This is a genomic window from Pseudomonas sp. SWRI22, assembly GCF_014268395.2.
GTDB classification, from domain to species: domain Bacteria; phylum Pseudomonadota; class Gammaproteobacteria; order Pseudomonadales; family Pseudomonadaceae; genus Aquipseudomonas; species Aquipseudomonas paracarnis.
Window position 1 is genome coordinate 709,772 of sequence record NZ_JABWQK020000002.1, and the last position, 23,427, is coordinate 733,198.

Here is a 23,427-nt window from a genome sequence, read left to right on the forward strand (position 1 = left end):
TTAAGTCATGGCTGAAGCAGTCTCCGACAACCTCCCCGCCAAGGCCGACGGCAAACCGCCGTTGTTTGGCCTGTCGTTCCTGGAAAACCTCTCGGAAATGACCATGCTGCGTCAGGTGGGCCTGATGGTGGGCCTGGCCGCCAGCGTGGCGATTGGTTTTGCCGTGGTGCTGTGGTCGCAGCAACCCGATTACCGCCCCCTGTACGGCAGCCTGTCGGGCATGGATTCCAAGCAGATCATGGAAACCCTCGCCGCCGCCGACATCGCCTACACCGTGGAGCCCAACTCCGGCGCCTTGCTGGTCAAGGCCGATGACGTGGCTCGCGCGCGGATGAAACTGGCCGCCGCTGGCGTGGCGCCGTCCGACAGCAATATCGGTTTTGAAATTCTCGACAAAGACCAGGGCCTGGGCACCAGCCAGTTCATGGAAGCCACCCGCTATCGCCGTGGCCTGGAAGGCGAACTGGCGCGCACCATTTCCAGCCTCAATAACGTCAAGGCCGCCCGTGTGCACCTGGCGATTCCGAAAAGCTCGGTGTTCGTGCGTGACGAACGCAAGCCCAGCGCCTCGGTCTTGGTCGAACTCTTCGCCGGCCGCTCCCTGGAGCCTGGCCAGGTACTGGCGATCGTCAACCTGGTGGCCACCAGTGTTCCCGAATTGAGCAAATCGCAAATCACCGTGGTGGACCAGAAGGGCAACCTGCTGTCTGACATGGCCGAAAACTCCGCGCTGACCCAGGCCGGCAAGCAGTTCGACTACAGCCGCCGCATGGAAAGCATGCTCACCCAGCGCGTGCATAACATCCTGCAACCGGTACTGGGCAACGACCGCTACAAGGCTGAAGTGTCGGCCGACGTGGACTTCAGCGCCGTCGAGTCCACCTCCGAACAGTTCAACCCGGACCAGCCGGCCCTGCGCAGCGAGCAGTCCACCAGCGAACAACGCACCGCCAGCAATGGCCCCCAAGGTGTGCCGGGCGCCCTGAGCAACCAGCCACCCGCGCCGGCCTCGGCACCGCAGACCACCGGTGGCGCTGCCGCCACGGCGGGCGCGATCCAGCCTGGCCAGCCATTGCTGGACGCCAACGGCCAGCAGATCATGGACCCGGCCACCGGCCAGCCGATGCTTGCGCCGTACCCTGCGGACAAGCGTAACCAGTCCACCAAGAACTTCGAACTCGACCGTTCCATCAGCCACACCAAGCAGCAGCAGGGCAAGATCAATCGCCTGTCGGTGTCGGTGGTGGTCGATGACCAGGTCAAGGTCAACCCAGCGGACGGCGCGGTGACCCGTGCACCGTGGACGGCTGACGAACTGGCGCGCTTCACCCGCCTGGTGCAGGACGCCGTTGGTTTCGACGCCAGCCGTGGCGACAGCGTCAGCGTGATCAACATGCCGTTCTCCGCCGAGCGCGGTGAAGTGATCGCTGACCCGGCGTTCTACACCCAGCCGTGGTTCTGGGACATCGTCAAGCAAGTGCTGGGGGTGCTGTTCATCCTGGTGCTGGTGTTCGGCGTATTGCGCCCGGTGCTCAACAACATCACCGGCGGCGGCAAGAAGCAACTGGCGCTGGCCGGTGGTGACGTCGAGTTGGGTGGCATGGGCGGCCTGGACGGCGAACTGGCCAACGACCGCGTCAGCCTCGGCGGCCCGCAAAGCATCCTGTTGCCAAGCCCGAGCGAAGGCTATGACGCTCAGTTGAACGCAATCAAGAGTCTGGTGGCAGAAGACCCGGGCCGTGTGGCTCAGGTCGTGAAAGAGTGGATTAACGCAGATGAATGATCGAGCCGCTGTGGCCAAGCTGTCCCGGGTCGACAAAGCCGCCGTGCTGCTGCTGTCCCTGGGTGAAACCGACGCTGCCCAAGTGCTGCGCCACATGGGCCCTAAAGAGGTCCAGCGAGTGGGCGTGGCCATGGCGCAGATGCGCAATGTGCACCGCGAGCAAGTCGAGCAGGTGATGAGCGAGTTCGTCGAGATCGTCGGCGACCAGACCAGCCTGGGCGTCGGATCCGACAGCTACATTCGCAAGATGCTCACCTCGGCCCTGGGCGAAGACAAGGCCAACGGCCTGATCGACCGCATCCTGCTGGGTGGCAACACCAGCGGCCTGGATAGCCTCAAGTGGATGGAGCCGCGGGCAGTGGCCGACGTGATCCGCTACGAGCACCCGCAGATCCAGGCGATCGTGGTGGCCTACCTGGACCCGGACCAGGCCGGCGAAGTGCTTGGCCACTTCGACCATAAAGTGCGCCTGGACATCATCCTGCGTGTGTCGTCGCTGAACACTGTGCAACCGGCGGCGCTCAAAGAACTCAACACCATTCTGGAGAAGCAGTTCTCCGGCAATTCCAACGCCTCGCGCACCACCCTGGGTGGCATCAAGCGCGCAGCCGACATCATGAACTTCCTCGACAGCTCGGTCGAAGGCCAGTTGATGGACTCGATCCGCGAGATCGACGACACCCTGTCCGGCCAGATCGAAGACCTGATGTTCGTGTTCAACAACCTGGCCGATGTCGACGACCGTGGCATCCAGGCGCTGCTGCGCGAAGTGTCCTCGGACGTGCTGGTGCTGGCGCTCAAGGGCTCGGACGAAAACGTCAAAGAAAAGATCTTCAAGAACATGTCCAAGCGCGCCTCGGAGCTGTTGCGCGACGACCTGGAAGCCAAGGGCCCGGTGCGCGTCAGCGACGTGGAAACCGCCCAGAAAGAAATCCTCACCATTGCCCGCCGTATGGCCGAAGCCGGAGAAATCGTTCTCGGCGGGAAGGGCGGCGAAGAAATGATCTAAGGCGCCTTGCATGTCGACTAAAGATGAGGCGCCCAGCGATCTGATTCGCGCGCGGGATGTCGGCGGCTTCGACATCTGGTCGCTGCCCAGTTTCGACCCCCATGTGCCGGAGCCCGAGCCTGAACCGGTTGAAGAACCTCCGGCAGAGATGGAAGAAGTGCCACTGGATGAAGTCCAGCCACTGACCCTCGAAGAGTTGGAAACCATTCGCCAGGAGGCCTACAACGAAGGCTTTGCGGCGGGGGAAAAAGACGGCTTTCGCAGTACCACCCTCAAGGTTCGCCAGGAGGCCGAGGTGGCGCTGGCCGCCAGGCTGGACAGCCTGGAGCGCTTGATGGGCAACCTGTTCGACCCTATCGCCGAACAGGACTCGCAGCTGGAAAAATCCATGGTTGGCCTGGTGCAGCACATCGCGCGCCAAGTGATCCAGCGCGAACTGGTGCTCGATTCCAGCCAGATCGAAGGCGTGATGCGCGAAGCCCTCAAGCTGCTGCCCCTGGGCGTCGGCAATGTGCGGCTGTACATCAACCCGCAAGATTTCGAACAGGTTAAAGCCCTGCGCGAGCGTCATGAAGAAACCTGGCGCATCGTCGAAGACGCTTCGTTGCAGCCCGGTGGTTGCCGTGTCGAAACCGAGCACAGCCGCATTGACGCGACGGTGGAAACCCGTATCAGCCAGATTATGGCCAAGTTATTTGATCAACTGCATGAACAGGCCCTGCATCCCGCCGAGCCTGACCTGAGCGTTGACCTGGACGCCACCGATGCGCCTTGATCGCACCAGCTTCGCCAAGCGCCTGGGCAGCTACGCCGAGGCCACTGAGTTGCCGGGCCAGCCGGTCCTCGAAGGGCGCCTGTTGCGTATGGTCGGCCTGACTCTCGAAGCCGAGGGCCTGCGCGCCGCAATGGGCAGCCGCTGCCTGGTGATAAACGACAACAGCTACCACCCGGTGCAAGTCGAAGCCGAGGTGATGGGCTTTTCGGGCAGCAAGATTTTCCTGATGCCGGTCGGCAGCCTCACCGGCATTGCCCCCGGCGCCCGCGTGGTACCGCTGGCCGACACCGGCCGCCTGCCCATGGGCATGAGCATGCTGGGCCGCGTACTCGACGGTGCCGGCCGTGCGCTGGACGGCAAGGGCGGCATGAAGGCCGAAGACTGGGTGCCGATGGACGGCCCCACCATCAACCCGCTCAAGCGCAACCCCATCAGCGTGCCGCTGGATGTGGGCATTCGCAGCATCAACGGTTTATTGACGGTCGGTCGCGGCCAGCGCCTGGGCCTGTTCGCCGGTACCGGCGTGGGTAAGTCGGTATTGCTGGGCATGATGACGCGCTTTACCGAGGCCGACATCATCGTGGTGGGGCTGATCGGCGAGCGGGGCCGCGAAGTGAAGGAATTCATCGAGCACAGCCTCGGTGAAGAAGGGCTCAAGCGTTCTGTTGTCGTCGCTTCTCCGGCAGACGATGCACCGCTGATGCGCCTGCGTGCGGCGATGTACTGCACGCGCATCGCCGAATATTTTCGCGACAAGGGCAAGAACGTCCTGTTGCTGATGGACTCCCTCACGCGTTTCGCCCAGGCCCAGCGCGAGATCGCTTTGGCCATCGGTGAGCCGCCGGCTACCAAGGGTTACCCCCCGTCGGTATTTGCCAAGCTGCCCAAGCTGGTAGAGCGTGCCGGTAATGCCGAAGCCGGCGGTGGCTCGATCACCGCGTTCTATACCGTGTTGTCTGAAGGCGACGACCAACAGGACCCGATTGCCGACTCGGCCCGGGGCGTGCTCGACGGCCACATCGTGCTGTCGCGGCGCCTGGCGGAAGAGGGGCATTACCCAGCCATCGATATCGAAGCGTCCATCAGCCGGGTGATGCCGGCGGTGGTCACGCCGGAGCATATGGCCCGTGCCCAGCAGTTCAAGCAGCTGTGGTCGCGTTACCAGCAAAGCCGTGACCTGATCAGCGTCGGCGCCTATGTGGCCGGTGGCGACCGCGACACCGACCTGGCCATCGCCTTGCAGCCGCAACTGGTGACCTACCTGCGCCAGGGTCTCAACGACAAGATCACCATGGGCGAGAGCCAGTCGCACTTGCAGTCCATCTTCGCCCCGGCGCCGGGCGGCTAATCCATGGCCAACAGCCGCGCCGCACGCCTGGCCCCGGTGGTGGACATGGCCGAAAAGGCCGAGAAAGCCGCCGTACAGCGCCTGGGCTACTTCCAGGGCCAGGTGCGGTTGGCCCAAAGCAAGCTGGGCGACCTGGAGCGTTTTCGTGGCGAGTACCAACAACAGTGGATCGAGCGCGGCAGCCAGGGTGTTTCTGGCCAGTGGCTGATGGGGTACCAGGGCTTTCTCAATCAGCTTGAAACCGCCGTCGGCCAGCAACGCCAGAGCCTGGCCTGGCACGAGACCAACCTCGACAAAGCCCGCGAGGCTTGGCAACAGGCGTTTGCCCGGGTCGAGGGGCTGCGCAAGCTGGTGCAGCGCTACATCGACGAAGCGCGAGCCATCGAAGACAAGCGCGAGCAAAAACTGCTCGATGAATTGTCCCAGCGCCTTCCCCGCCCAGAACAGTTCTAACCGGCACCACAAATCCAGTGTGGGAGCTGGCTTGCCTGCGATGGCGGTGGTTCAGTTAAAGATTCAGTGGCTGACACGCCGCCACCGCAGGCAAGCCAGCTCCCACAGTTGATTCACTGTGTTGCTCAGATGCTCTTCAACTGCTACACCTTGTGTCTAGTGCAATGACAAGGAAGCAGTCACATGTCAGTCGAGTCAGAAGTATCCCTGGACGGGAAGAAGTTGACGATCGCAATCAAGGGCCGGTTCGATTTCGGCAGCCACCAGGCGTTTCGGGAAGCCTACGAGCGTTTCTACAAGGTCCCCGAGACCTATATCGTCGACCTCAAGGATGCCACCTATATGGACAGTTCAGCCCTCGGCATGCTGCTGTTGCTACGGGATCATGCCGGCGGTGATGACGCCGAAGTCAGAGTGATCAACAGCAGCAACGACGTGCGCAAGATCCTCGCCATCTCCAACTTCGACAAACTGTTCGATATCAATTGAGCGCCCTGGCCCCTGTCCTGGAGGCGCTGACCATCCTGATCGCCGAAGACAGCGCCGCCGACCGCCTGTTGCTGGCGAGCATCATCCGCCGCCAGGGCCATCAGGTGCTGACTGTCAGCAATGGCGCCGAAGCGATTGAGATGTTTGCCCGCGAGCGTCCGCAACTGGTGTTGATGGACGCACTGATGCCGGTCATGGATGGCTTTGAAGCCGCGCGGCAGATCAAGCAACTGGCGGGGGAGGCGCTGGTGCCGATCATCTTCCTCACGTCGCTGCGCGAAAGCGAAGCCCTGGCCCAGTGCCTGGACGCCGGCGGCGATGACTTTCTGCCCAAGCCCTATAACCCCTTGATCCTGGCGGCCAAGATCAACGCCATGGACCGCCTGCGCCGCCTGCAAGCCACGGTTTTGCAACAGCGTGACCTGATCGCCAGGCATCACGAACACCTGATGCATGAGCAGCGGGCGGCCAAGGCGGTGTTCGACAAGGTCGCCCATTCCGGTTGCATCAACGCCGCGCCGAATATCCGCTACCTGCAATCGCCTTATGCGTTGTTCAACGGTGACCTGTTGCTGGCGGCCTACACACCGTCCGGCGATATGCACGTGCTGCTAGGGGATTTCACTGGCCATGGCTTGCCGGCCGCCATCGGCGCCATGCCCCTGGCCGAGGTGTTCTACGGCATGGCCGCCAAGGGCTATGGCCTCACGCAGACCCTGCGGGAAATGAACGCCAAGCTCAAACGTATCCTGCCGGTAGACATGTTCTGCTGTGCCACCTTGCTGTGCCTGAGCGCCCAGCGGCGTGCGGTGGAGGTGTGGAACGGCGGCATGCCCGAAGGCTATGTGCATGAAGTCGCCACGGGCAGGCGCACGCCATTGATGTCGCGGCACCTGCCGTTGGGGGTGTTGTCGGCAGAGGCGTTCGATGACAGCACCGAGGTCTGGCCCATGGCGTTGGGCGACCGGGTATTCCTGCTCTCCGACGGCGTGCTGGACACCGCTGACGCCAACGATCAACTGTTCGGTGCCGAGCGCTTGCAGCAGGTGTTCGCCGCCAACCGCGAGCCCGACCGCCTGTTCGAGGACATCGAGCAGGCCCTGGCGGCCTTTCGCGGCCAGGCGCGCGATGACGTCAGCATGGTCGAGATCACGTTGCAGGCGGGCCAACCCTTGCGGGCGGCAGAACCGATGTATGCCGACAGCGGCCAGTCGTGCCCGCTGGATTGGTCGGTGAGTTTCGAATTCCGCGCCCAGACGCTCAGGACTTACAACCCGCTGCCGTACCTGCTGCAACTGCTGTTGGAGATCCACGGCCTGCGTGAGCAGAGCGGGGCGCTTTACAGTGTGATGGCCGAGTTGTATTCCAACGCGCTGGAGCATGGCGTACTGGGCCTGGACTCACGCCTCAAGCGCGATGCCCAAGGGTTTGCGCAGTATTATCGCCAGCGCCATGAGCGCCTGGCGCAGTTGGACAGCGGCTATGTGCGCGTGCATATGCAGGTGGTGCCCACCGACAAGGGCGGCAAACTGACCTTGCGCCTCGAAGACAGCGGGCAGGGTTTTGATGTGGAGCAAGAGCTGGCGCGCCCCGTGGACATCGACCGTCTGTCTGGTCGGGGACTGAGCCTGGTGCGTCAACTGAGCAGCGCTGTAGGCTGGTCCGATGGCGGGCGCACTGTCTGCGTGGAGTTTTGTTGGGCGGCTCTGGCATAATCCGCCGATTCTTGATCAAGGAGCGAGCAAGTGGCTGAGATTCATATGGACCCCGAGGTGTTGTCGGGTTTGCAGGAAGTCATGGAAAGCGAATACCCCACGCTGCTGGACACCTTTCTGCATGATTCTGAAGAGCGCGTGCAAGCGCTGCGCAAGGCGCGGGACGACGCCAAGACGTTGGGGCGCATCGCACACAGCTTCAAGGGCAGCAGTGGCAACTTGGGGGCGCTGCGGTTGGCAACGTTGTGTGAGCGGTTGGAGACCGAGTCCTTCAAGTCTGCTTCCGACTTGGGGGCGTTGGTGGATCAGATTGATCGTGAGTTTGCGCTGGTTCGGCCGCTTTATGAGCATGAACGGGAGCGGTTTTCTGGGGTTTGATATTTTATCGGCCTGACTTGGCCCGACTCTTGCTCTACCTCCACAGACTGCATTCCCGACCCCATGCAGTGGAGACCCTTACTTATGCCAGTCGCTCCCAATTCGCTTCTTCAGGCTGCCGCTGCGGCCAAGCCTCAAGCGCCGGCCGCCACGCCTGCCGTAGCGCCTGCGGCTCCGCGGGACAAGGGCGCTGGCTTCGCTCAAGTGTTTGCCAAACAAGCTGCCAAGCCGCAGGCCAAGAGCGACGACGCGCCAGCCAAACCGGTGCGCGACAAGGCTTCTGATGCCAGCGCCAAACCGGCCGCCGGCGACGATAAACCTGCCGCCAGCGCGCCAGCGGTTGCCGATAGCGGCAATCCCTTGCCTGCCAAGCCGGCCAAGAGCGACGACCACGCTGACAGTGAAGGCGAGCAACCTGCCGACCCGTCCCTGGCGTTGCAACCGGTTGCCGACCCGGCGCTGGTTGCTACCGTGACGCCTGTGGCGGTGCCTGTGCCGGTACAAGCGCCTGCCGTCACGGCCGCAGATGACAACGCCCAGCCGCCGCTCATTGCGGTAACCGAGGAGCCCAAGCAGCCAACCTTCGACCCTGAGGCCGACCCGCTGGATTCGATGCCGGCCGTGCGCCTGGCGATGGAGCAGGGCGGTCATGTCTCGGCCAGCAGCCAGGCGCCGCAGAAAGCCGCGCCCACCACCCAGGACCAGCCGACCGCCGCGCAGAGCTTTGCCGCCGGCCTGGCCAACATGGTCGACCAGCAAGCCACCAAGGACAGCACCGATCAGGGAGGCGAAAAGGCCTTCGGCGCGCTGATCGATGACGGCCTCAAGGACCTCAAGAACGCCAGCAGCGACACCCGTGTGGATGACTTCGCCAACCGCCTGGCGGCGCTGACCCAGGCGGCCACGCCGAAAACCGCGAATGCCTTGCCGCCCGTCCCCAATGCGCCCCTGGCCATGCACCAGAGCGGCTGGACCGAGGAGGTGGTCAACCGCGTGATGTATCTGTCCAGCGCCAACCTCAAGTCGGCTGAGATCCAGTTGCAGCCCGCTGAGCTGGGGCGCCTGGACATCAAGGTCAACATGACGGCGGACCAGCAGGCCCAGGTCAACTTCATGAGCGGCCATGCGGTGGTGCGTGAAGCGCTGGAAAGCCAGTCTGGCCGTTTGCGCGAGATGTTTGCCCAGCAGGGCATGGGGCAGGTGGATGTGAATGTCTCCGACCAGTCGCGGGGCCAGGACCAGCAGCAACAGCAGAGCCAGGCGCGAGGCGTCAGTAGCAGCGGCAGGCGCGCTGACAGCGGCGACGCCGGTGGCCCTGTGGATGTGGCCGAAGTGGCAGCGCCCGTGAGCCAGAGCGTGATCGGCTCCAGCGCCGTCGACTACTACGCCTGACTTCCTGCTCAAACCCGGTCAGTGGCTGATCGTTCCCACGCTCTGCGTGGGAATGCCGCCCCGGACGCTCCGCGTCCCGAAGTCGGCGATGTTTTCGACCATTGCACACGGTGACGCGAAGCGTCACAAGATGCATTCCCACGCAGAGCGTGGGAACGATCATCTTCCTGCGCCTGCCAGACAACTCTGGCATAACACTTGCTCTTGCCTTGCCATAGATCTACGAATCCCCGAATAGTGACGGATTATTGGCATGGCGAAGAGCGACGACGCAGCAACTCCCCCCGCAGGCAAAGGCAAGCTCAAGCTGATCCTGTTGATTGTGCTGGGCCTGCTCCTGGCGATCGGTGCCTCGGTGGGCGGCACCTGGTACATCATGCACAGCAGTGCGAGTAAACCGGCGCCCACAGCCGAAACTGCCACGAACGTCAAGCAACCGGCAATCTTCGAGCAGATGCTTCCGGCCTTTGTCGCCAACTACAACCAGAATGGTCGTCAACGCTACCTGCAGGTGAGCATCACCTTGCTGGCGCGCAACCAGGCGGACCTGGATGCCCTCAAAGTGCATATGCCGGTGATCCGCAACAACCTGGTGATGCTGTTCTCCGGGCAGAGCTTCGACAGCCTGGCCACGCCAGTCGGCCAGGAAATGCTGCGCCAGAAGGTCACTGCCAGCGTGCAGGAAGTGGCCCAGAAAGAACTCGGCAAAGTCGTGGTCGAGCAGGCGCTCTTCACTAACTTCGTATTGCAGTAGGATCACGACATGGCCGTGCAAGACCTGCTGTCCCAGGATGAAATCGACGCGCTGTTGCATGGCGTGGACGATGGTCTGGTACAGACCGAAATGGCTGCCGAACCCGGCAGCGTCAAAAGTTATGACCTGACCAGCCAGGATCGCATCGTGCGGGGACGCATGCCGACCCTGGAGATGATCAACGAACGCTTTGCCCGCTACACCCGCATCAGCATGTTCAACATGCTGCGCCGCTCGGCGGACGTGGCCGTGGGCGGCGTGCAGGTGATGAAGTTCGGTGAGTACGTGCACTCGCTGTACGTGCCCACCAGCCTCAACCTGGTCAAGATCAAGCCGTTGCGCGGCACTGCGCTGTTCATCCTCGACGCCAAGCTGGTGTTCAAGCTGGTGGACAACTTCTTCGGTGGCGACGGCCGTCACGCCAAGATCGAAGGCCGTGAATTCACCCCCACCGAACTGCGGGTGGTGCGCATGGTGCTGGAGCAGGCCTTCATCGACTTGAAGGAAGCCTGGCAGGCGATCATGGAAGTCAATTTCGAGTACATCAACTCGGAAGTGAACCCGGCCATGGCCAACATCGTCGGCCCCAGCGAGGCCATTGTGGTGTCGACCTTCCACATCGAACTCGATGGCGGTGGCGGCGACCTGCACGTGACCATGCCTTACTCGATGATCGAACCGGTGCGCGAAATGCTCGACGCCGGCTTCCAGTCCGACCTCGACGATCAGGACGAACGCTGGGTCAAGGCCCTGCGCGAAGACCTGCTGGACGTCGACGTGCCGCTGAGCGCCACCGTGGCCCGCCGTCAGTTGCGCCTGCGGGATATTTTGCACATGGCGCCTGGGGACATCATCCCCGTCGACTTGCCGGAAGAGTTGATCATGCGCGCCAACGGCGTGCCGTCGTTCAAGGTCAAGCTCGGTTCCCACAAGGGCAACCTGGCGCTGCAAGTGGTTGAGCCGATCAACCGCCGCTGATTCAACCCCAATTCATGATTGTTTGCTGCGCCGAGGACATGTAATGGCTACCGAACACGAAAACACTTCCGCCGAAGACCAGGCCCTGGCTGACGAGTGGGCTGCGGCCCTGGAAGAAACCGGCGATGTTGGCCAGGACGACATCGACGCGCTGCTGGCCGCCGACGCCGCCACCGCGCCGGCCGGCAACCGCCTGGCCATGGAAGAATTCGGCAGCGTGCCGAAGAACAACGACCCGGTGAGCCTCGATGGCCCGAACCTGGATGTGATCCTCGACATCCCGGTGTCGATTTCCATGGAAGTGGGCAGCACCGAAATCAACATCCGCAACCTGTTGCAGCTCAACCAGGGCTCGGTGATCGAACTGGACCGCCTGGCCGGCGAGCCATTGGACGTGCTGGTCAACGGCACCCTGATTGCCCATGGCGAGGTGGTGGTGGTCAACGAGAAGTTCGGCATCCGCCTGACCGACGTGATCAGCCCGAGCGAACGCATCAAGAAGTTGCGCTGAGATGAAGTACTCGATGGCGGGACTGTTGCTGGCGCTGCCATTGAGCGCCTTGGCGGCCGAGCCGGTGGCGCAGGTGGCTGCGGCGCCAGCGGTCGGCAGCGTCGGCGGGCAGTTGACGCAACTGGTGCTGGGCCTGTTGCTGGTGATCGGCCTGATCTTCCTGCTGGCCTGGTTGATGCGCCGCGTGCAGCGCATCGGCCCGGGCAACGGCCAGGTGATAGAGCTGGTGGGCTCGCGCGCCCTCGGCCCGCGTGATCGGCTGGTGCTGGTGCAAGTGGGCGAAGAGCAGATCCTGCTCGGCATCACCCCCGGCCGCATCACCCCGCTGCATGTACTCAAGACCCCGGTGGACGCGGTCAAGACCGAAGCCGCCACGCCAGAATTCGCCCAGCGCCTGATGGAGTTGCTGGGCAAGGATCAGAAGGATAAGAAGTAATGCGCGTTTTGTTGACGCTCATGCTGTTGCTGGCCGCGCCGATGGCCCTGGGCGCCGACCCGTTGTCGATCCCGGCGATCACCCTGGGCACCAACGCGGCGGGCGCCCAGGAATATTCGGTCAGCCTGCAGATCCTGCTGATCATGACGGCGCTGAGTTTCATCCCAGCGTTCGTCATGCTGATGACCAGCTTTACGCGGATCATCATCGTCTTCTCGATCCTGCGCCAGGCCCTGGGCCTGCAGCAGACGCCGTCGAACCAGATCCTCACCGGCATGGCACTGTTTTTGACACTGTTCATCATGGCGCCGGTGTTCGACAAGGTGAACCAGCAAGCCCTGCAACCTTATCTGGCGGAAAAGCTCACAGCCCAGGATGCCATCGACAAGGCCCAGGGCCCGATCAAGGACTTCATGCTGTCGCAAACCCGCTCCAGCGACCTTGAGCTGTTCATGCGCCTGTCCAAGCGCACCGACATCGCCACCCCGGACCAGGCACCGCTGACCATCCTGGTACCCGCGTTCGTCACCTCCGAATTGAAGACCGCGTTCCAGATCGGTTTCATGATCTTCATCCCGTTCCTGATCATCGACTTGGTGGTGGCGAGCGTGTTGATGGCCATGGGTATGATGATGCTGTCGCCGCTGATCATCTCGTTGCCGTTCAAGATCATGCTGTTTGTGCTGGTGGACGGTTGGGCGCTGATTATTGGCACCCTGGCCGGCAGTTTCGGAGGGGTATAGCGCTATGACGCCAGAAGTCGCCGTCGACCTGTTCCGTGAAGCGCTGTGGCTGACCACCCTGATGGTCGCCGTGCTGGTGGTACCGAGCCTGTTGGTCGGCCTGCTGGTGGCGATGTTCCAGGCCGCCACCCAGATCAACGAACAGACCCTGAGCTTCCTGCCGCGACTGCTGGTGATGCTGGTGACCCTGATTGTCGCCGGCCCGTGGCTGGTGCAAACCTTCATGGAATACATCCTGCAGTTGTACGGCAGTATTCCGCAGTTGATCGGCTGAGCCGATGCAATCCTTGCTGGCCTTGACCGACACCCAGATCAGTACCTGGGTGGCCTCGTTCATCCTGCCGCTGTTTCGCGTCACGGCGATGCTGATGGCCATGCCGGTGTTCGGCACCACCCTGGTTCCGCGTCGTGTGCGCCTGTATTTCGCGGTGGCGATCACCGTGGTAATCGTGCCTGGCCTACCGCCGATGCCGCCGGTGAACGCTCTCGATCTGAGCGCCTTGCTGCTGATTGCCGAACAGATTCTGATCGGTGCCATGCTGGGGTTTTCCCTCATGCTGTTCTTCCAGGCGTTTGTGATCGCCGGGCAAATCATCTCGATCCAGATGGGCATGGGCTTCGCGTCCATGGTCGACCCCACCAACGGCGTGTCGGCGGCGGTGATCGGGCAGTTCCTGACCATGCTGGTGACCTTGCTGTTTCTGGCCATGAACGGTCATCTGGTGGCGTTCGAAGTCTTGACCGAAAGCTTCACCACCTTGCCGGTGGGCTCGGGGTTGGTGGTCAACCATTTCTGGGAGCTGGTGGGGCGCCTCGGCTGGGTACTGGGGGCTTCGCTGTTGCTGGTGCTGCCGGCGATCACTGCGCTCCTGGTGGTCAATATCGCCTTCGGCGTGATGACCCGTGCGGCGCCGCAACTGAATATTTTCTCGATTGGTTTCCCGCTGACCCTGGTGTTGGGTATGGGGATTTTCTGGGTCGGCCTGGCTGACATTCTCAATCAGTATCAACCGCTGGCCACCGATGCCTTGCAGTTCTTACGTGACCTGGCACGGGCGCGCTGAGCCATGGCCGAGAGCGAGAGTGGTCAGGACAAAACAGAAGACCCCACGGAGAAACGTAAAAAGGACTCCAGGGAAAAGGGCGAGATCGCGCGCTCCAAAGAGCTCAACACCTTCGCCACCATGATCGCCGGCGCAGGCGCCTTGCTGATCTACGGCGGTGGCCTGGCGTTGGACCTGCTGGAGATGATGAAGCACAACTTCAGCTTGCCTCGCGAAGTGCTGCTCAACCCCGATGCCATGGGCCAGTACCTGCTGCACTCGGGCAAAATCGCGCTGCTGGCGGTGCAGCCTATCCTGATCACCTTGTTGCTGGCCGCGCTGATCGGCCCGGTGGCCCTCGGCGGTTGGCTGTTTGCCGCGGGCAGCATGGCGCCCAAGTTCAGCCGCATGAACCCGGGGGCGGGGCTCAAGCGCATGTTTTCCGCCAAGGCCCTGGTGGAATTGCTCAAGGCCCTGGCCAAGTTTTTCCTGATTCTGTTCGTGGCGCTGGCGGTGTTATCGTCCGACATCGACGATTTGCTGCGCATTGCCCATGAGCCGCTGGAATCAGCGATCATCCACAGCGTGCAAGTGGTGGGCTGGAGTGCGCTGTGGATGGCGGCCGGGCTGATCCTCATCGCCGCCGTGGATGCGCCGATCCAGTTGTGGGAAAGCCACAAGAAACTGCTGATGACCAAGCAGGAAGTGCGCGACGAGCACAAGGACCAGGAAGGCCGCCCCGAGGTCAAGCAACGCATCCGCCAACTGCAGCGGGAAATGTCCCAGCGCAAGATGATGGCCTCGGTGCCCGACGCCGATGTGGTCATCACCAACCCGACTCACTACGCCGTAGCGCTTAAGTACGACCCGGAGAAGGGCGGCGCACCGATGCTGCTGGCCAAGGGTAGTGATTTTACCGCGTTGAAAATCCGCGAAATCGCGGTGGCCAACGACATTCTGTTATTGGAGTCGCCAGCATTGGCGCGCTCGATTTTCTACTCCACCGATCTGGACCAGGAAATCCCGGCCGGCTTGTACCTGGCCGTTGCACAGGTACTGGCCTACGTTTACCAAATCCGTCAATACCGCGCCGGCAAGGGCAAGCGGCCTGATCCGCTCAAGGATTTGCCGATCCCGCCGGACCTGCGTCGCGATTCCTGAACGCTGCTGCTCACTGTAGGAGCGAGCTTGCTCGCGAAAAACTCACCGTCGTCGCGTTCATCCTGGCTCCCCGCGTTATCGTTACCCATCTCCGCGAGCAAGCTCGCTCCTACAGTGGTGTGCCGTTTACCTGTCAACTTTGACAGTAGCCATTACGCCGCCTTCACTGTTTGATACAGCGATGAGACGTGCAGCTCTGCACGACTCGGGAGGCGGTGATGGATAGGGGTACGGTCAGGTGGTTTGATGCGGTCAAAGGCATCGGCTTTATTGCCCGGGATCGCGATGGCAACGAGGTTGCCGTTCAGTCGACAGGCGCTCAACACGGTAACGTTCCACCCACCCCTCCCAAACCGCGAAAACCCCGCAAGCGCAAGAAACCCTCGGATGCATGAATCTTCTGCTGTTCCACCGCTACCACCCATCGGCAGCTCGCGTCTACCTGTCAACTTTGACAGTAGCCAAAGGATGTTTCCCGTTGTTCTATGACTGAACCAAACACTGCGCGTATGTAGTCAACGAGATGCAGGGAGAGCGGGATTGAAGGTGGCTACAGGAACTGTCAAATCCTATGACTGGGTCAGGGGCGATTGGCTGATCGAATTGGATGATGAGGCAGAAGAGGTATTTATCAATCGCAAGGATTGGCGTTGCACAGCGTTGTCGGTGGGTAAGCAACTGAGGTTTCAAATGGTCCATCGGCCCAAGGGCGTCTATGCGTTGCCCGTCAGGGTGCGTCACCGGGGTGAGTTGGGTTCTGAGTAAGTGTAAGGAGAGCGGCAATGGCAGCGGGTACTGTGAAATGGTTTAACGCGGAGAAGGGATTTGGCTTTATTGCCCAGGAGGATGGGGGGGATGACGTTTTCGTCCATTACTCGGTAATCCAGTCGCAGGGGCTAAAAACCCTGGCTGAAAACCAAAAAGTAGAATTTGACATCACGCAAGGACCAAAGGGCCCCCAGGCTGAGAATGTGCGGCCAGTTTAAAAACTCGATCACATGTGGGTGCTGGCTTGATCGTTCCCACGCTCCCGCGTGGGAACGCATCGCGTGACGCTCTGCGTCACCCTTGCAGAGTGCTCAAGTCGTGCGCTTGGCTCGGGACGCGGAGCGTCCCAGGCGGCATTCCCACGCAGAGCGTGGGAGTGATCGAGGGAACCGCGTTATTGTTCTAGCCTCAGGTATCAAGCCTCTTGATCGTTCCCACGCTCCCGAGTGGGGAGCGCATCGCGTGACGCTCTGCGTCACCCTTGCAGAGTGCTCAAGTCGTGCGCCTGGCTGGGGACGCGGAGCGTCCCAGGCGGCATTCCCACGCAGAGCGTGGGAATGATCGAGGGAACCGCGTTATTGTTCTAGCCTCAGGTATCAAGCCTCTTGATCGTTCCCACGCTCCCGCGTGGGGAACGCATCGCGTGACGCTCTGCGTCACCCTTGCAGAGTGCTCAAGTCGTGCGCCTGGCTCGGGACGCGGAGCGTCCCAGGCGGCATTCCCACGCAGAGCGTGGGAATGATCCAGGGAACCGCGTTATTGTTCTAGCCTCAGGTATCAAGCCTCTTGATCGTTCCCGCGCTCCCGCGTGGGAACGCATCGCGTGACGCTCTGCGTCACCCTTGCAGAGTGCTCAAGTCGTGCGCCTGGCTCGGGACGCGGAGCGTCCCAGGCGGCATTCCCGCGCAGAGCGTGGGAATGATCGAGGGAACCGCGTTATTGTTCTAGCCTCAGGTATCAAGCCTCTTGATCGTTCCCACGCTCCCGCGTGGGAACGCATCGCGTGACGCTCTGCGTCACCCTTGCAGAGTGCTCAAGTCGTGCGCCTGGCACACCGCAATCGCAGGCAAGCCAGCTCCCACACTTGAATCGGTTACCACTCGAAAATCGGCCCCGAAAGCAAAGTTGGAAGGCTTCTTGCAACCCCGCCTCCAAGTCGCCCTCCAGCGTCAAAACTTTGCTTCAAGGACCCGAGGAATACCGGTGGTAGATCGCTCTCAAATGCTCAACACGGCCCGTGGCACCCTGACTGACCTGTCGCGGGGCAATCTGGGTGTGCCGTTGTTGTTGCTGGTGATGCTGGCAATGATGATGTTGCCGATGCCGCCGTTCCTGCTCGACGTGTTCTTTACCTTCAACATTGCCCTGTCCGTCGTCGTGTTGCTGGTGTGCGTGTACGCCTTGCGGCCGCTGGATTTCGCGGTGTTCCCGACGATTCTGCTGGTGGCGACCCTGCTGCGCCTGGCATTGAACGTCGCTTCCACGCGGGTGGTGATGCTCCACGGCCAGGACGGCCACGCCGCCGCCGGCAAGGTGATCCAGGCCTTCGGTGAGGTGGTCATCGGCGGTAACTACGTGGTCGGTATCGTGGTGTTCGCGATCCTGATGATCATCAACTTCGTGGTGGTGACCAAGGGCGCCGGGCGGATTTCCGAGGTGAGCGCTCGGTTTACCCTCGACGCCATGCCCGGCAAGCAGATGGCCATCGACGCCGACCTCAACGCCGGCCTGATCGACCAGGGCCAAGCCAAGGCCCGTCGGGCGGAAGTCGCCCAGGAAGCCGAGTTCTACGGCTCCATGGACGGTGCCAGCAAGTTTGTGCGCGGCGACGCCATCGCCGGCCTGTTGATTCTGTTCATCAACCTGATCGGCGGCGTGGCCGTCGGTATGTTTCAGCACGGCATGACATTCGGCGATGCCGGCAAGGTGTATGCCTTGCTGACCATCGGTGACGGTTTAGTGGCGCAATTGCCATCACTGTTGTTATCCACAGCGGCGGCCATCATGGTTACCCGTGCTTCGGGCTCCGAAGACATGGGCAAGCAGATCAGTCGGCAGATGTTCGCTTCGCCCAAGGCCCTGGCCGTGGCGGCGGGCATCATGGCGATCATGGGCATTGTGCCGGGCATGCCGCACTTTTCGTTCCTGAGCATGGCGGCCCTGGCGGGTGGTGCGGCGTACCTGTTCTGGAAAAAGCAGAACCAGGTCAAAGTCCAGGCCCAGCAGGAAATCGCCCGTCAACAGGAGCTGCTGCCATCCCCGGCCCGCGCCCAGGAAACCAAGGAATTGGGCTGGGACGACGTCACGCCCATCGACATGATCGGCCTGGAAGTCGGTTACCGCCTGATCCCGCTGGTCGACCGCAACCAGGGTGGGCAACTGCTGGCGCGGATCAAGGGTGTGCGCAAGAAGCTGTCCCAGGACCTGGGTTTCTTGATGCCCACGGTGCATATCCGTGACAACCTCGACCTGGCCCCCAGCGCTTATCGCCTGACGCTGATGGGGGTAATCCTGGCCGAAGCCGAGATCTACCCGGACCGCGAACTGGCGATCAACCCCGGCCAAGTGTTCGGTACCCTCAACGGCATTACCGCCAAAGATCCGGCTTTCGGCCTGGAAGCGGTGTGGATCGAAGTCAGCCAGCGCAGCCAGGCGCAGTCCCTCGGTTACACCGTGGTGGATGCCAGCACCGTGGTCGCCACGCACCTCAACCAGATTCTCTACAAGCACTCCCACGAGTTGATCGGCCACGAGGAAGTCCAGCAATTGATGGGCTTGCTGGCCAAATCGTCGCCAAAACTGGCCGAAGAGCTGGTGCCTGGCGTGCTGTCACTGTCGCAGTTGCTCAAGGTGTTGCAAGCGCTGTTGGCCGAACAGGTGCCCGTGCGCGACATTCGCAGCATTGCCGAGGCCATCGCCAACAATGCCGCCAAGAGTCAAGATACTGCCGCTCTGGTGGCGGCGGTGCGTGTCGGCGTGTCCCGCGCAATCGTGCAAAGCATTGTAGGGACTGAGTCGGAGCTGCCTGTGATCACCCTGGAGCCCAGGTTGGAACAAATATTGCTCAATAGTATTCAGAAGGCAGGGCAAGGCCAGGAAGAGGGCGTTTTACTGGAGCCAAGCATGGCTGAAAAGCTGCAGCGTTCGTTGATCGACGCCGCACAGCGCCAGGAAATGCAGGGCAACCCGGTGATCCTGCTGGTGGCCGGCCCGGTTCGCGCGATGTTGTCGCGGTTCGGACGCCTGGCCGTACCGAATTTGCACGTGTTGGCTTACCAGGAAATTCCTGACAATAAGCAAGTGACTATTGTCGCGACAGTTGGGCCCAATGGCTGAGGTAGTGGGTTATGCAAGTTAAGCGTTTTTTCGCCGCCGATATGCGTCAGGCCATGAAACTGGTCCGTGATGAGCTGGGCGCCGATGCCGCGATTATCGGTAACCGTCGGATTGCCGGCGGTGTCGAGCTGACGGCTGCCCTGGATTACACGCCCCAGGCGCTGGCCCCGCGCGTGCCAAACATGGAGCTCGAAGACGAGCTGCGCAAGACCGCCTCGCGCATTGTGTCGGCCCAGGCTGAACTGAGCATGCGTGGCGACAGCGATGCCAGCACCAATCGCCAGTTGTTTGCCGGCCTGCCGCTGACCGCCGCCGAGCCGCTGGTTGAACCCACCTTTGTCGAACCGCCGCGTCCTGCAGCGCCTGCCCCGGCTGCCGCAGTTGACCAGCGCGTGATTGACTCGATGCGTTTTGAACTCAACGGCCTGCGTGAATTGCTCGAAGTGCAGCTCGGCTCGCTGGCCTGGACCCAACTGCAAGGCAGCAAGCCGCAGCAAGCCAACCTCTGGCGTCGCCTGCAACGCATCGGCCTGTCCGGCCCGTTGTCCCGCGACCTGCTGGCCTTGACCGCTGAAGTCGAAGAGCCGCGCCAGGCCTGGCGCATGCTGCTGGCGCACTTGGCGCGCATGATTGCCACGCCGGAAATCGAACCCCTGGAAGAGGGCGGTGTAATCGCCATGGTCGGCCCCGCCGGCATGGGCAAGACCACCACCCTGGCAAAGCTTGCGGCCCGTTACGTGCTTAAATACGGCGCGCAGAATATCGCCCTGGTGAGCATGGACAGTTACCGTATCGGCGCTCAGGAGCAGCTCAAGACCCTGGGCCGCATCCTCAACGTGCCGGTAACCCATGTCGACCCGGGCCAGTCCCTGGCCAATGCCCTCGACCCGTTGCTGCGCAAGCGCGTGGTGCTGATTGATACCGCCGGCCTGCAAGCCAGTGATCCGGCGCTGCGCATGCAGCTCGAAAGCCTGGCCGGGCGAGGCATCAAGTCAAAAAATTACCTGGTGCTTGCAACCACCAGCCAGAAACAGGTTCTTACCGCTGCTTATCACAGTTACAAGCGTTGCGGCCTGGCCGGTTGCATCCTCACCAAGCTCGATGAAACCGCGAGCCTGGGCGAGGTGTTGAGCCTGGCCATCAGCCATGAATTACCGGTTGCCTACCTCACCGACGGGCCGCGGATCCCGGATGATCTGCATCTGCCGCGCCGTCATCAGTTGGTCAGCCGTGCCGTGAGTGTGCAAATGCAAGACGAGCCTAGCGAGGAAGCGATGGCCGATATGTTCGCCGACCTTTACCACCACCCGGCTAAACGGGTGGGTTGAGGCAGGATGAACACCGTGAAATGTACCTACATCGATGGTCTGCAAGCGATTCACGCGGCCAAGCCATGTAGCCTGCGTCTAAGCAAGACAAGGTAAAGAAATAAAATGGGCAGCATGCATCCCGTACAGGTGATCGCGGTGACCGGCGGCAAAGGTGGCGTCGGGAAAACTAACGTGTCAGTGAATTTGTCCCTGGCCCTGGCAGAGCTTGGCCGTCGCGTCATGCTGCTGGATGCTGACCTGGGCTTGGCGAACGTGGACGTTCTGCTGGGGCTGACACCCAAACATACCCTGGCCGATGTGATCGAAGGCCGTTGTGAGCTGCGCGACGTGCTGCTCCAGGGCCCCGGAGGCATTCGCATCGTGCCGGCGGCCTCGGGCACCCAGAGCATGGTGCACCTGAGCCCCGCGCAGCATGCCGGGCTGATCCAGGCGTTCAGCGACATCGGCGACAACCTCGACGTGCTGGTGATCGACACCGCCGCCGGGATCGGCGAGTCGGTGGTCAGCTTTGTGCGCGCAGCGCAGGAAGTGCTGTTGGTGGTGTGCGACGAACCCACCTCTATCACCGACGCCTATGCGCTGATCAAACTGCTTAACCGTGACTACGGCATGAACCGCTTTCGCGTGTTGGCCAACATGGCCCAGAGCCCGCAGGAAGGGCGCAACCTGTTCGCCAAGTTGACCAAGGTCACGGATCGCTTCCTCGATGTGGCTTTACAATACGTCGGCGCAGTTCCCTATGACGAGTGTGTGCGCAAGGCCGTGCAAAAGCAGCGTGCGGTCTACGAAGCGTTCCCTCGTTCGAAATGCGCACTGGCGTTCAAGGCCATTGCCCAGAAGGTCGATACCTGGCCGTTGCCCGCCAACCCGCGGGGGCATCTGGAGTTTTTCGTCGAGCGTTTGGTGCATCAGACGAGCGCAGGACCGGTGCTATGACATCCAGCGGCTACAACCTTTACAAAAAGTCGGCACGTGACAGCCAGGGCGAATTGATCGAGCGCTATGCGCCGTTGGTCAAGCGCATTGCCTATCACCTGTTGGCGCGCCTGCCCGCGAGTGTGCAGGTCGAAGACTTGATCCAGGCCGGCATGATCGGCCTGCTTGAAGTCTCGACCAAATACGACGCCAGCAAGGGTGCCAGTTTCGAAACGTATGCGGGTATCCGTATCCGTGGCGCGATGCTCGATGAAGTGCGTAAAGGCGATTGGGCGCCGCGTTCGGTACACCGCAATACGCGCATGGTCAGCGATGCAATTCGTGCAATTGAAGCAAAAACCGGCCGTGACGCTAAAGATCATGAAGTTGCGGCCGAACTCCAATTGAGTCTCGACGATTACTACGGGATTTTGAACGATACCTTGGGCAGCCGCCTGTTCAGTTTCGACGACCTTTTACAGGACGGCGAGCACGAAGGGCTGCACGAGGACGGCGCGAGCGCGCATACGGAGCCGTCGCGCGACCTGGAAGATGAACGTTTCCAGGGCGCGTTGGCCGATGCAATCGCCAATTTGCCAGAGCGTGAGCGGCTGGTGCTGGCGCTGTACTACGACGAAGAGCTGAACCTCAAGGAAATCGGTGAGGTCCTGGGGGTCAGCGAATCGCGTGTCAGCCAGTTGCATAGCCAGTGCGCAGCCCGCTTGCGGGGCCGATTGGCCGAGTGGCGCGCGCGCTGACAGGCAGTGTGGGGGCACTGCAGACGCTGCCGTGAGATCGCAAGGTTTCGCGGCTGTGTGCCGTGGTGCCCTGGGCAGTCCTTTTTGTGTAACGCCTGTTGATTGAAATGGCGCGTCCAGGTGCTGGGCGCGTTTAAGACTGCTTGGAGGTCGAATTGGACAAGAACATGAAAATCCTCATCGTTGATGACTTCTCAACGATGCGGCGGATCATAAAAAACCTGTTGCGTGACCTTGGGTTCACCAACACGGTCGAGGCGGATGACGGCCTGACGGCCATTCCGATTCTCAACAGCGGGAGCATCGACTTTCTGGTGACCGACTGGAACATGCCGGGCATGACCGGTATCGACCTGCTGCGCCATGTGCGCGCCGATGAAAAGCTACGCAGCCTGCCTGTGCTGATGGTGACCGCCGAAGCCAAGCGCGAACAGATCATCGAAGCCGCCCAAGCCGGGGTCAACGGTTACGTGGTCAAGCCATTCACGGCACTGGCCTTGAAAGAGAAGATCGAGAAAATCTTCGAACGCATCCACGGCTAATGCCATCGCGGGGGAGCTATGGAGCATAACGAAACGTCACAGGGCGACTTTGAGTCGACCCTGAAAAAACATGCTCACCAGTTGGTCGACAGCCTGGAAAAAGGCCAGTTCGCCGATGCGGTGCAGTTGATCCATGAGCTTAACCAGACCCGTGACCGCGGCCTGTACCAGGAAGTGGGCAAGCTCACACGCGAGCTGCACAGCGCAATCGTCAATTTCCAGATTGACCCGCGCATGCCCCAGGCCGAAGAAATTTCCCAGATCACTGATGCCACTGAGCGCCTGTCCTATGTGGTCAGACTGACTGAGGCGGCGGCCAACCGCACCATGGACCTGGTGGAAAACGCCACGCCTCTGGTCAACGGCATGGCCACCGAAGCCCAGGCCTTGAGCCAGGACTGGGGCCGCTTCATGCGCCGCGAAGTGGGCGCTGAAGAGTTTCGTGAATTGGCGCGTCGCGTCGACGGGTTCCTGTCGCGCAGCGAACAGGAAAACCGCACGGTGGCCAGCAACCTCAACGACATCCTGCTGGCCCAGGATTACCAGGACCTCACCGGCCAGGTGATCAAGCGCGTGACCCAGTTGGTCACCGAAGTGGAAAGCAACTTGCTCAAATTGGTGCTGATGGCCGGCCAGGTCGATCGTTTTGCCGGCATCGAACATGACCGCGAAGCGATCCTCTCGGAAAAAGATCCACAAAAACATCTCGCCAAGGGTGAAGGTCCGCAGATTCATGCCGATAAACGTGAAGACGTTGTGTCAGGTCAGGATGACGTAGATGACCTGTTATCCAGTTTAGGCTTCTAAGG

Annotated in this window: 24 protein-coding genes; all 24 read left to right on the forward strand. The window is 61.7% G+C overall.

Annotation, left to right across the window (positions count from 1 at the left end):
- Positions 1–7: 7 nt before the first annotated feature.
- The 24 genes from fliF (at position 8) to HU730_RS20730 (ending at position 23,425) form a co-directional block, all read left to right on the forward strand.
- Positions 8–1,783, forward strand: coding sequence for a flagellar basal-body MS-ring/collar protein FliF (gene fliF, locus HU730_RS20610; RefSeq protein ID WP_014719351.1), 1,776 nt, complete (start codon positions 8–10; stop codon positions 1,781–1,783).
- Positions 1,776–2,792, forward strand: coding sequence for a flagellar motor switch protein FliG (gene fliG, locus HU730_RS20615; RefSeq protein WP_003192957.1), 1,017 nt, complete (start codon positions 1,776–1,778; stop codon positions 2,790–2,792). Before fliF ends, fliG begins: the two co-directional genes overlap by 8 nt.
- A 10-nt stretch (positions 2,793–2,802) precedes the next feature.
- Positions 2,803–3,567 carry a flagellar assembly protein FliH gene (fliH, locus tag HU730_RS20620; protein WP_096143464.1) on the forward strand — a complete coding sequence of 255 codons (765 nt, stop codon included), beginning with the start codon at positions 2,803–2,805 and terminating at the stop codon, positions 3,565–3,567.
- Complete coding sequence (gene fliI, locus HU730_RS20625) at positions 3,557–4,915, forward strand: flagellar protein export ATPase FliI (RefSeq protein WP_034126786.1); 1,359 nt, start codon at positions 3,557–3,559, stop codon at positions 4,913–4,915. Before fliH ends, fliI begins: the two co-directional genes overlap by 11 nt.
- 3 nt (positions 4,916–4,918) lie before the next feature.
- On the forward strand, positions 4,919–5,368 hold the full coding sequence (gene fliJ / locus HU730_RS20630; RefSeq protein ID WP_034126787.1) for a flagellar export protein FliJ: 450 nt from the start codon (positions 4,919–4,921) through the stop codon (positions 5,366–5,368).
- Positions 5,369–5,551: 183 nt separating this feature from the next.
- Positions 5,552–5,857: an STAS domain-containing protein gene (locus tag HU730_RS20635; RefSeq protein ID WP_034126788.1), complete on the forward strand. Its 306-nt coding sequence runs from the start codon at positions 5,552–5,554 to the stop codon at positions 5,855–5,857.
- Positions 5,854–7,572, forward strand: a complete 1,719-nt coding sequence (locus tag HU730_RS20640) for a fused response regulator/phosphatase (protein WP_186527794.1) — start codon at positions 5,854–5,856, stop codon at positions 7,570–7,572. Before HU730_RS20635 ends, HU730_RS20640 begins: the two co-directional genes overlap by 4 nt.
- 30 nt (positions 7,573–7,602) lie before the next feature.
- A complete protein-coding gene (locus tag HU730_RS20645) occupies positions 7,603–7,950 on the forward strand; it encodes an Hpt domain-containing protein (RefSeq protein WP_014719347.1) in 348 nt (115 codons plus the stop codon).
- 84 nt (positions 7,951–8,034) lie between these two features.
- On the forward strand, positions 8,035–9,342 hold the full coding sequence (locus HU730_RS20650) for a flagellar hook-length control protein FliK (protein ID WP_186527795.1): 1,308 nt from the start codon (positions 8,035–8,037) through the stop codon (positions 9,340–9,342).
- Positions 9,343–9,595: 253 nt separating this feature from the next.
- Positions 9,596–10,096, forward strand: a complete 501-nt coding sequence (gene fliL / locus HU730_RS20655; RefSeq protein WP_019818373.1) for a flagellar basal body-associated protein FliL — start codon at positions 9,596–9,598, stop codon at positions 10,094–10,096.
- A 9-nt stretch (positions 10,097–10,105) separates the two neighbouring features.
- Positions 10,106–11,074, forward strand: coding sequence for a flagellar motor switch protein FliM (gene fliM, locus HU730_RS20660; protein ID WP_014719344.1), 969 nt, complete (start codon positions 10,106–10,108; stop codon positions 11,072–11,074).
- Between the two features lie 43 nt (positions 11,075–11,117).
- Entirely contained in the window at positions 11,118–11,585 is a 468-nt protein-coding gene (gene fliN / locus HU730_RS20665) for a flagellar motor switch protein FliN (RefSeq protein WP_003192941.1), read from the forward strand.
- 1 nt (position 11,586) lies between these two features.
- Positions 11,587–12,021, forward strand: coding sequence for a flagellar biosynthetic protein FliO (fliO, locus tag HU730_RS20670; protein WP_034126791.1), 435 nt, complete (start codon positions 11,587–11,589; stop codon positions 12,019–12,021).
- Positions 12,021–12,764, forward strand: a complete 744-nt coding sequence (gene fliP / locus HU730_RS20675; protein ID WP_003192937.1) for a flagellar type III secretion system pore protein FliP — start codon at positions 12,021–12,023, stop codon at positions 12,762–12,764. The genes fliO and fliP overlap by 1 nt, the downstream gene beginning before the upstream one ends.
- Positions 12,765–12,768: 4 nt before the next feature.
- Positions 12,769–13,038, forward strand: a complete 270-nt coding sequence (gene fliQ, locus HU730_RS20680; RefSeq protein WP_003192936.1) for a flagellar biosynthesis protein FliQ — start codon at positions 12,769–12,771, stop codon at positions 13,036–13,038.
- 4 nt (positions 13,039–13,042) lie between these two features.
- On the forward strand, positions 13,043–13,828 hold the full coding sequence (fliR, locus tag HU730_RS20685) for a flagellar biosynthetic protein FliR (RefSeq protein WP_034126792.1): 786 nt from the start codon (positions 13,043–13,045) through the stop codon (positions 13,826–13,828).
- A gap of 3 nt (positions 13,829–13,831) precedes the next feature.
- Positions 13,832–14,968 carry a flagellar biosynthesis protein FlhB gene (gene flhB, locus HU730_RS20690; protein WP_054920172.1) on the forward strand — a complete coding sequence of 379 codons (1,137 nt, stop codon included), beginning with the start codon at positions 13,832–13,834 and terminating at the stop codon, positions 14,966–14,968.
- Positions 14,969–15,750: 782 nt separating this feature from the next.
- Positions 15,751–15,954 (forward strand): cold-shock protein, encoded by a 204-nt coding sequence (locus HU730_RS20700; protein ID WP_034126795.1) that lies wholly within the window; start codon positions 15,751–15,753, stop codon positions 15,952–15,954.
- A 1,003-nt stretch (positions 15,955–16,957) separates the two neighbouring features.
- On the forward strand, positions 16,958–19,072 hold the full coding sequence (gene flhA, locus HU730_RS20705; RefSeq protein WP_034126796.1) for a flagellar biosynthesis protein FlhA: 2,115 nt from the start codon (positions 16,958–16,960) through the stop codon (positions 19,070–19,072).
- Between the two features lie 11 nt (positions 19,073–19,083).
- Positions 19,084–20,400: a flagellar biosynthesis protein FlhF gene (gene flhF / locus HU730_RS20710; protein WP_003192914.1), complete on the forward strand. Its 1,317-nt coding sequence runs from the start codon at positions 19,084–19,086 to the stop codon at positions 20,398–20,400.
- Between the two features lie 105 nt (positions 20,401–20,505).
- Positions 20,506–21,339: a flagellar synthesis regulator FleN gene (gene fleN / locus HU730_RS20715; RefSeq protein ID WP_003192912.1), complete on the forward strand. Its 834-nt coding sequence runs from the start codon at positions 20,506–20,508 to the stop codon at positions 21,337–21,339.
- Positions 21,336–22,076: an RNA polymerase sigma factor FliA gene (fliA, locus tag HU730_RS20720; RefSeq protein WP_003192909.1), complete on the forward strand. Its 741-nt coding sequence runs from the start codon at positions 21,336–21,338 to the stop codon at positions 22,074–22,076. Before fleN ends, fliA begins: the two co-directional genes overlap by 4 nt.
- A gap of 167 nt (positions 22,077–22,243) precedes the next feature.
- Entirely contained in the window at positions 22,244–22,618 is a 375-nt protein-coding gene (locus HU730_RS20725; RefSeq protein ID WP_003192908.1) for a chemotaxis response regulator CheY, read from the forward strand.
- An 18-nt stretch (positions 22,619–22,636) separates the two neighbouring features.
- On the forward strand, positions 22,637–23,425 hold the full coding sequence (locus HU730_RS20730) for a protein phosphatase CheZ (protein WP_003192906.1): 789 nt from the start codon (positions 22,637–22,639) through the stop codon (positions 23,423–23,425).
- The last annotated feature ends 2 nt before the right edge of the window (positions 23,426–23,427 follow it).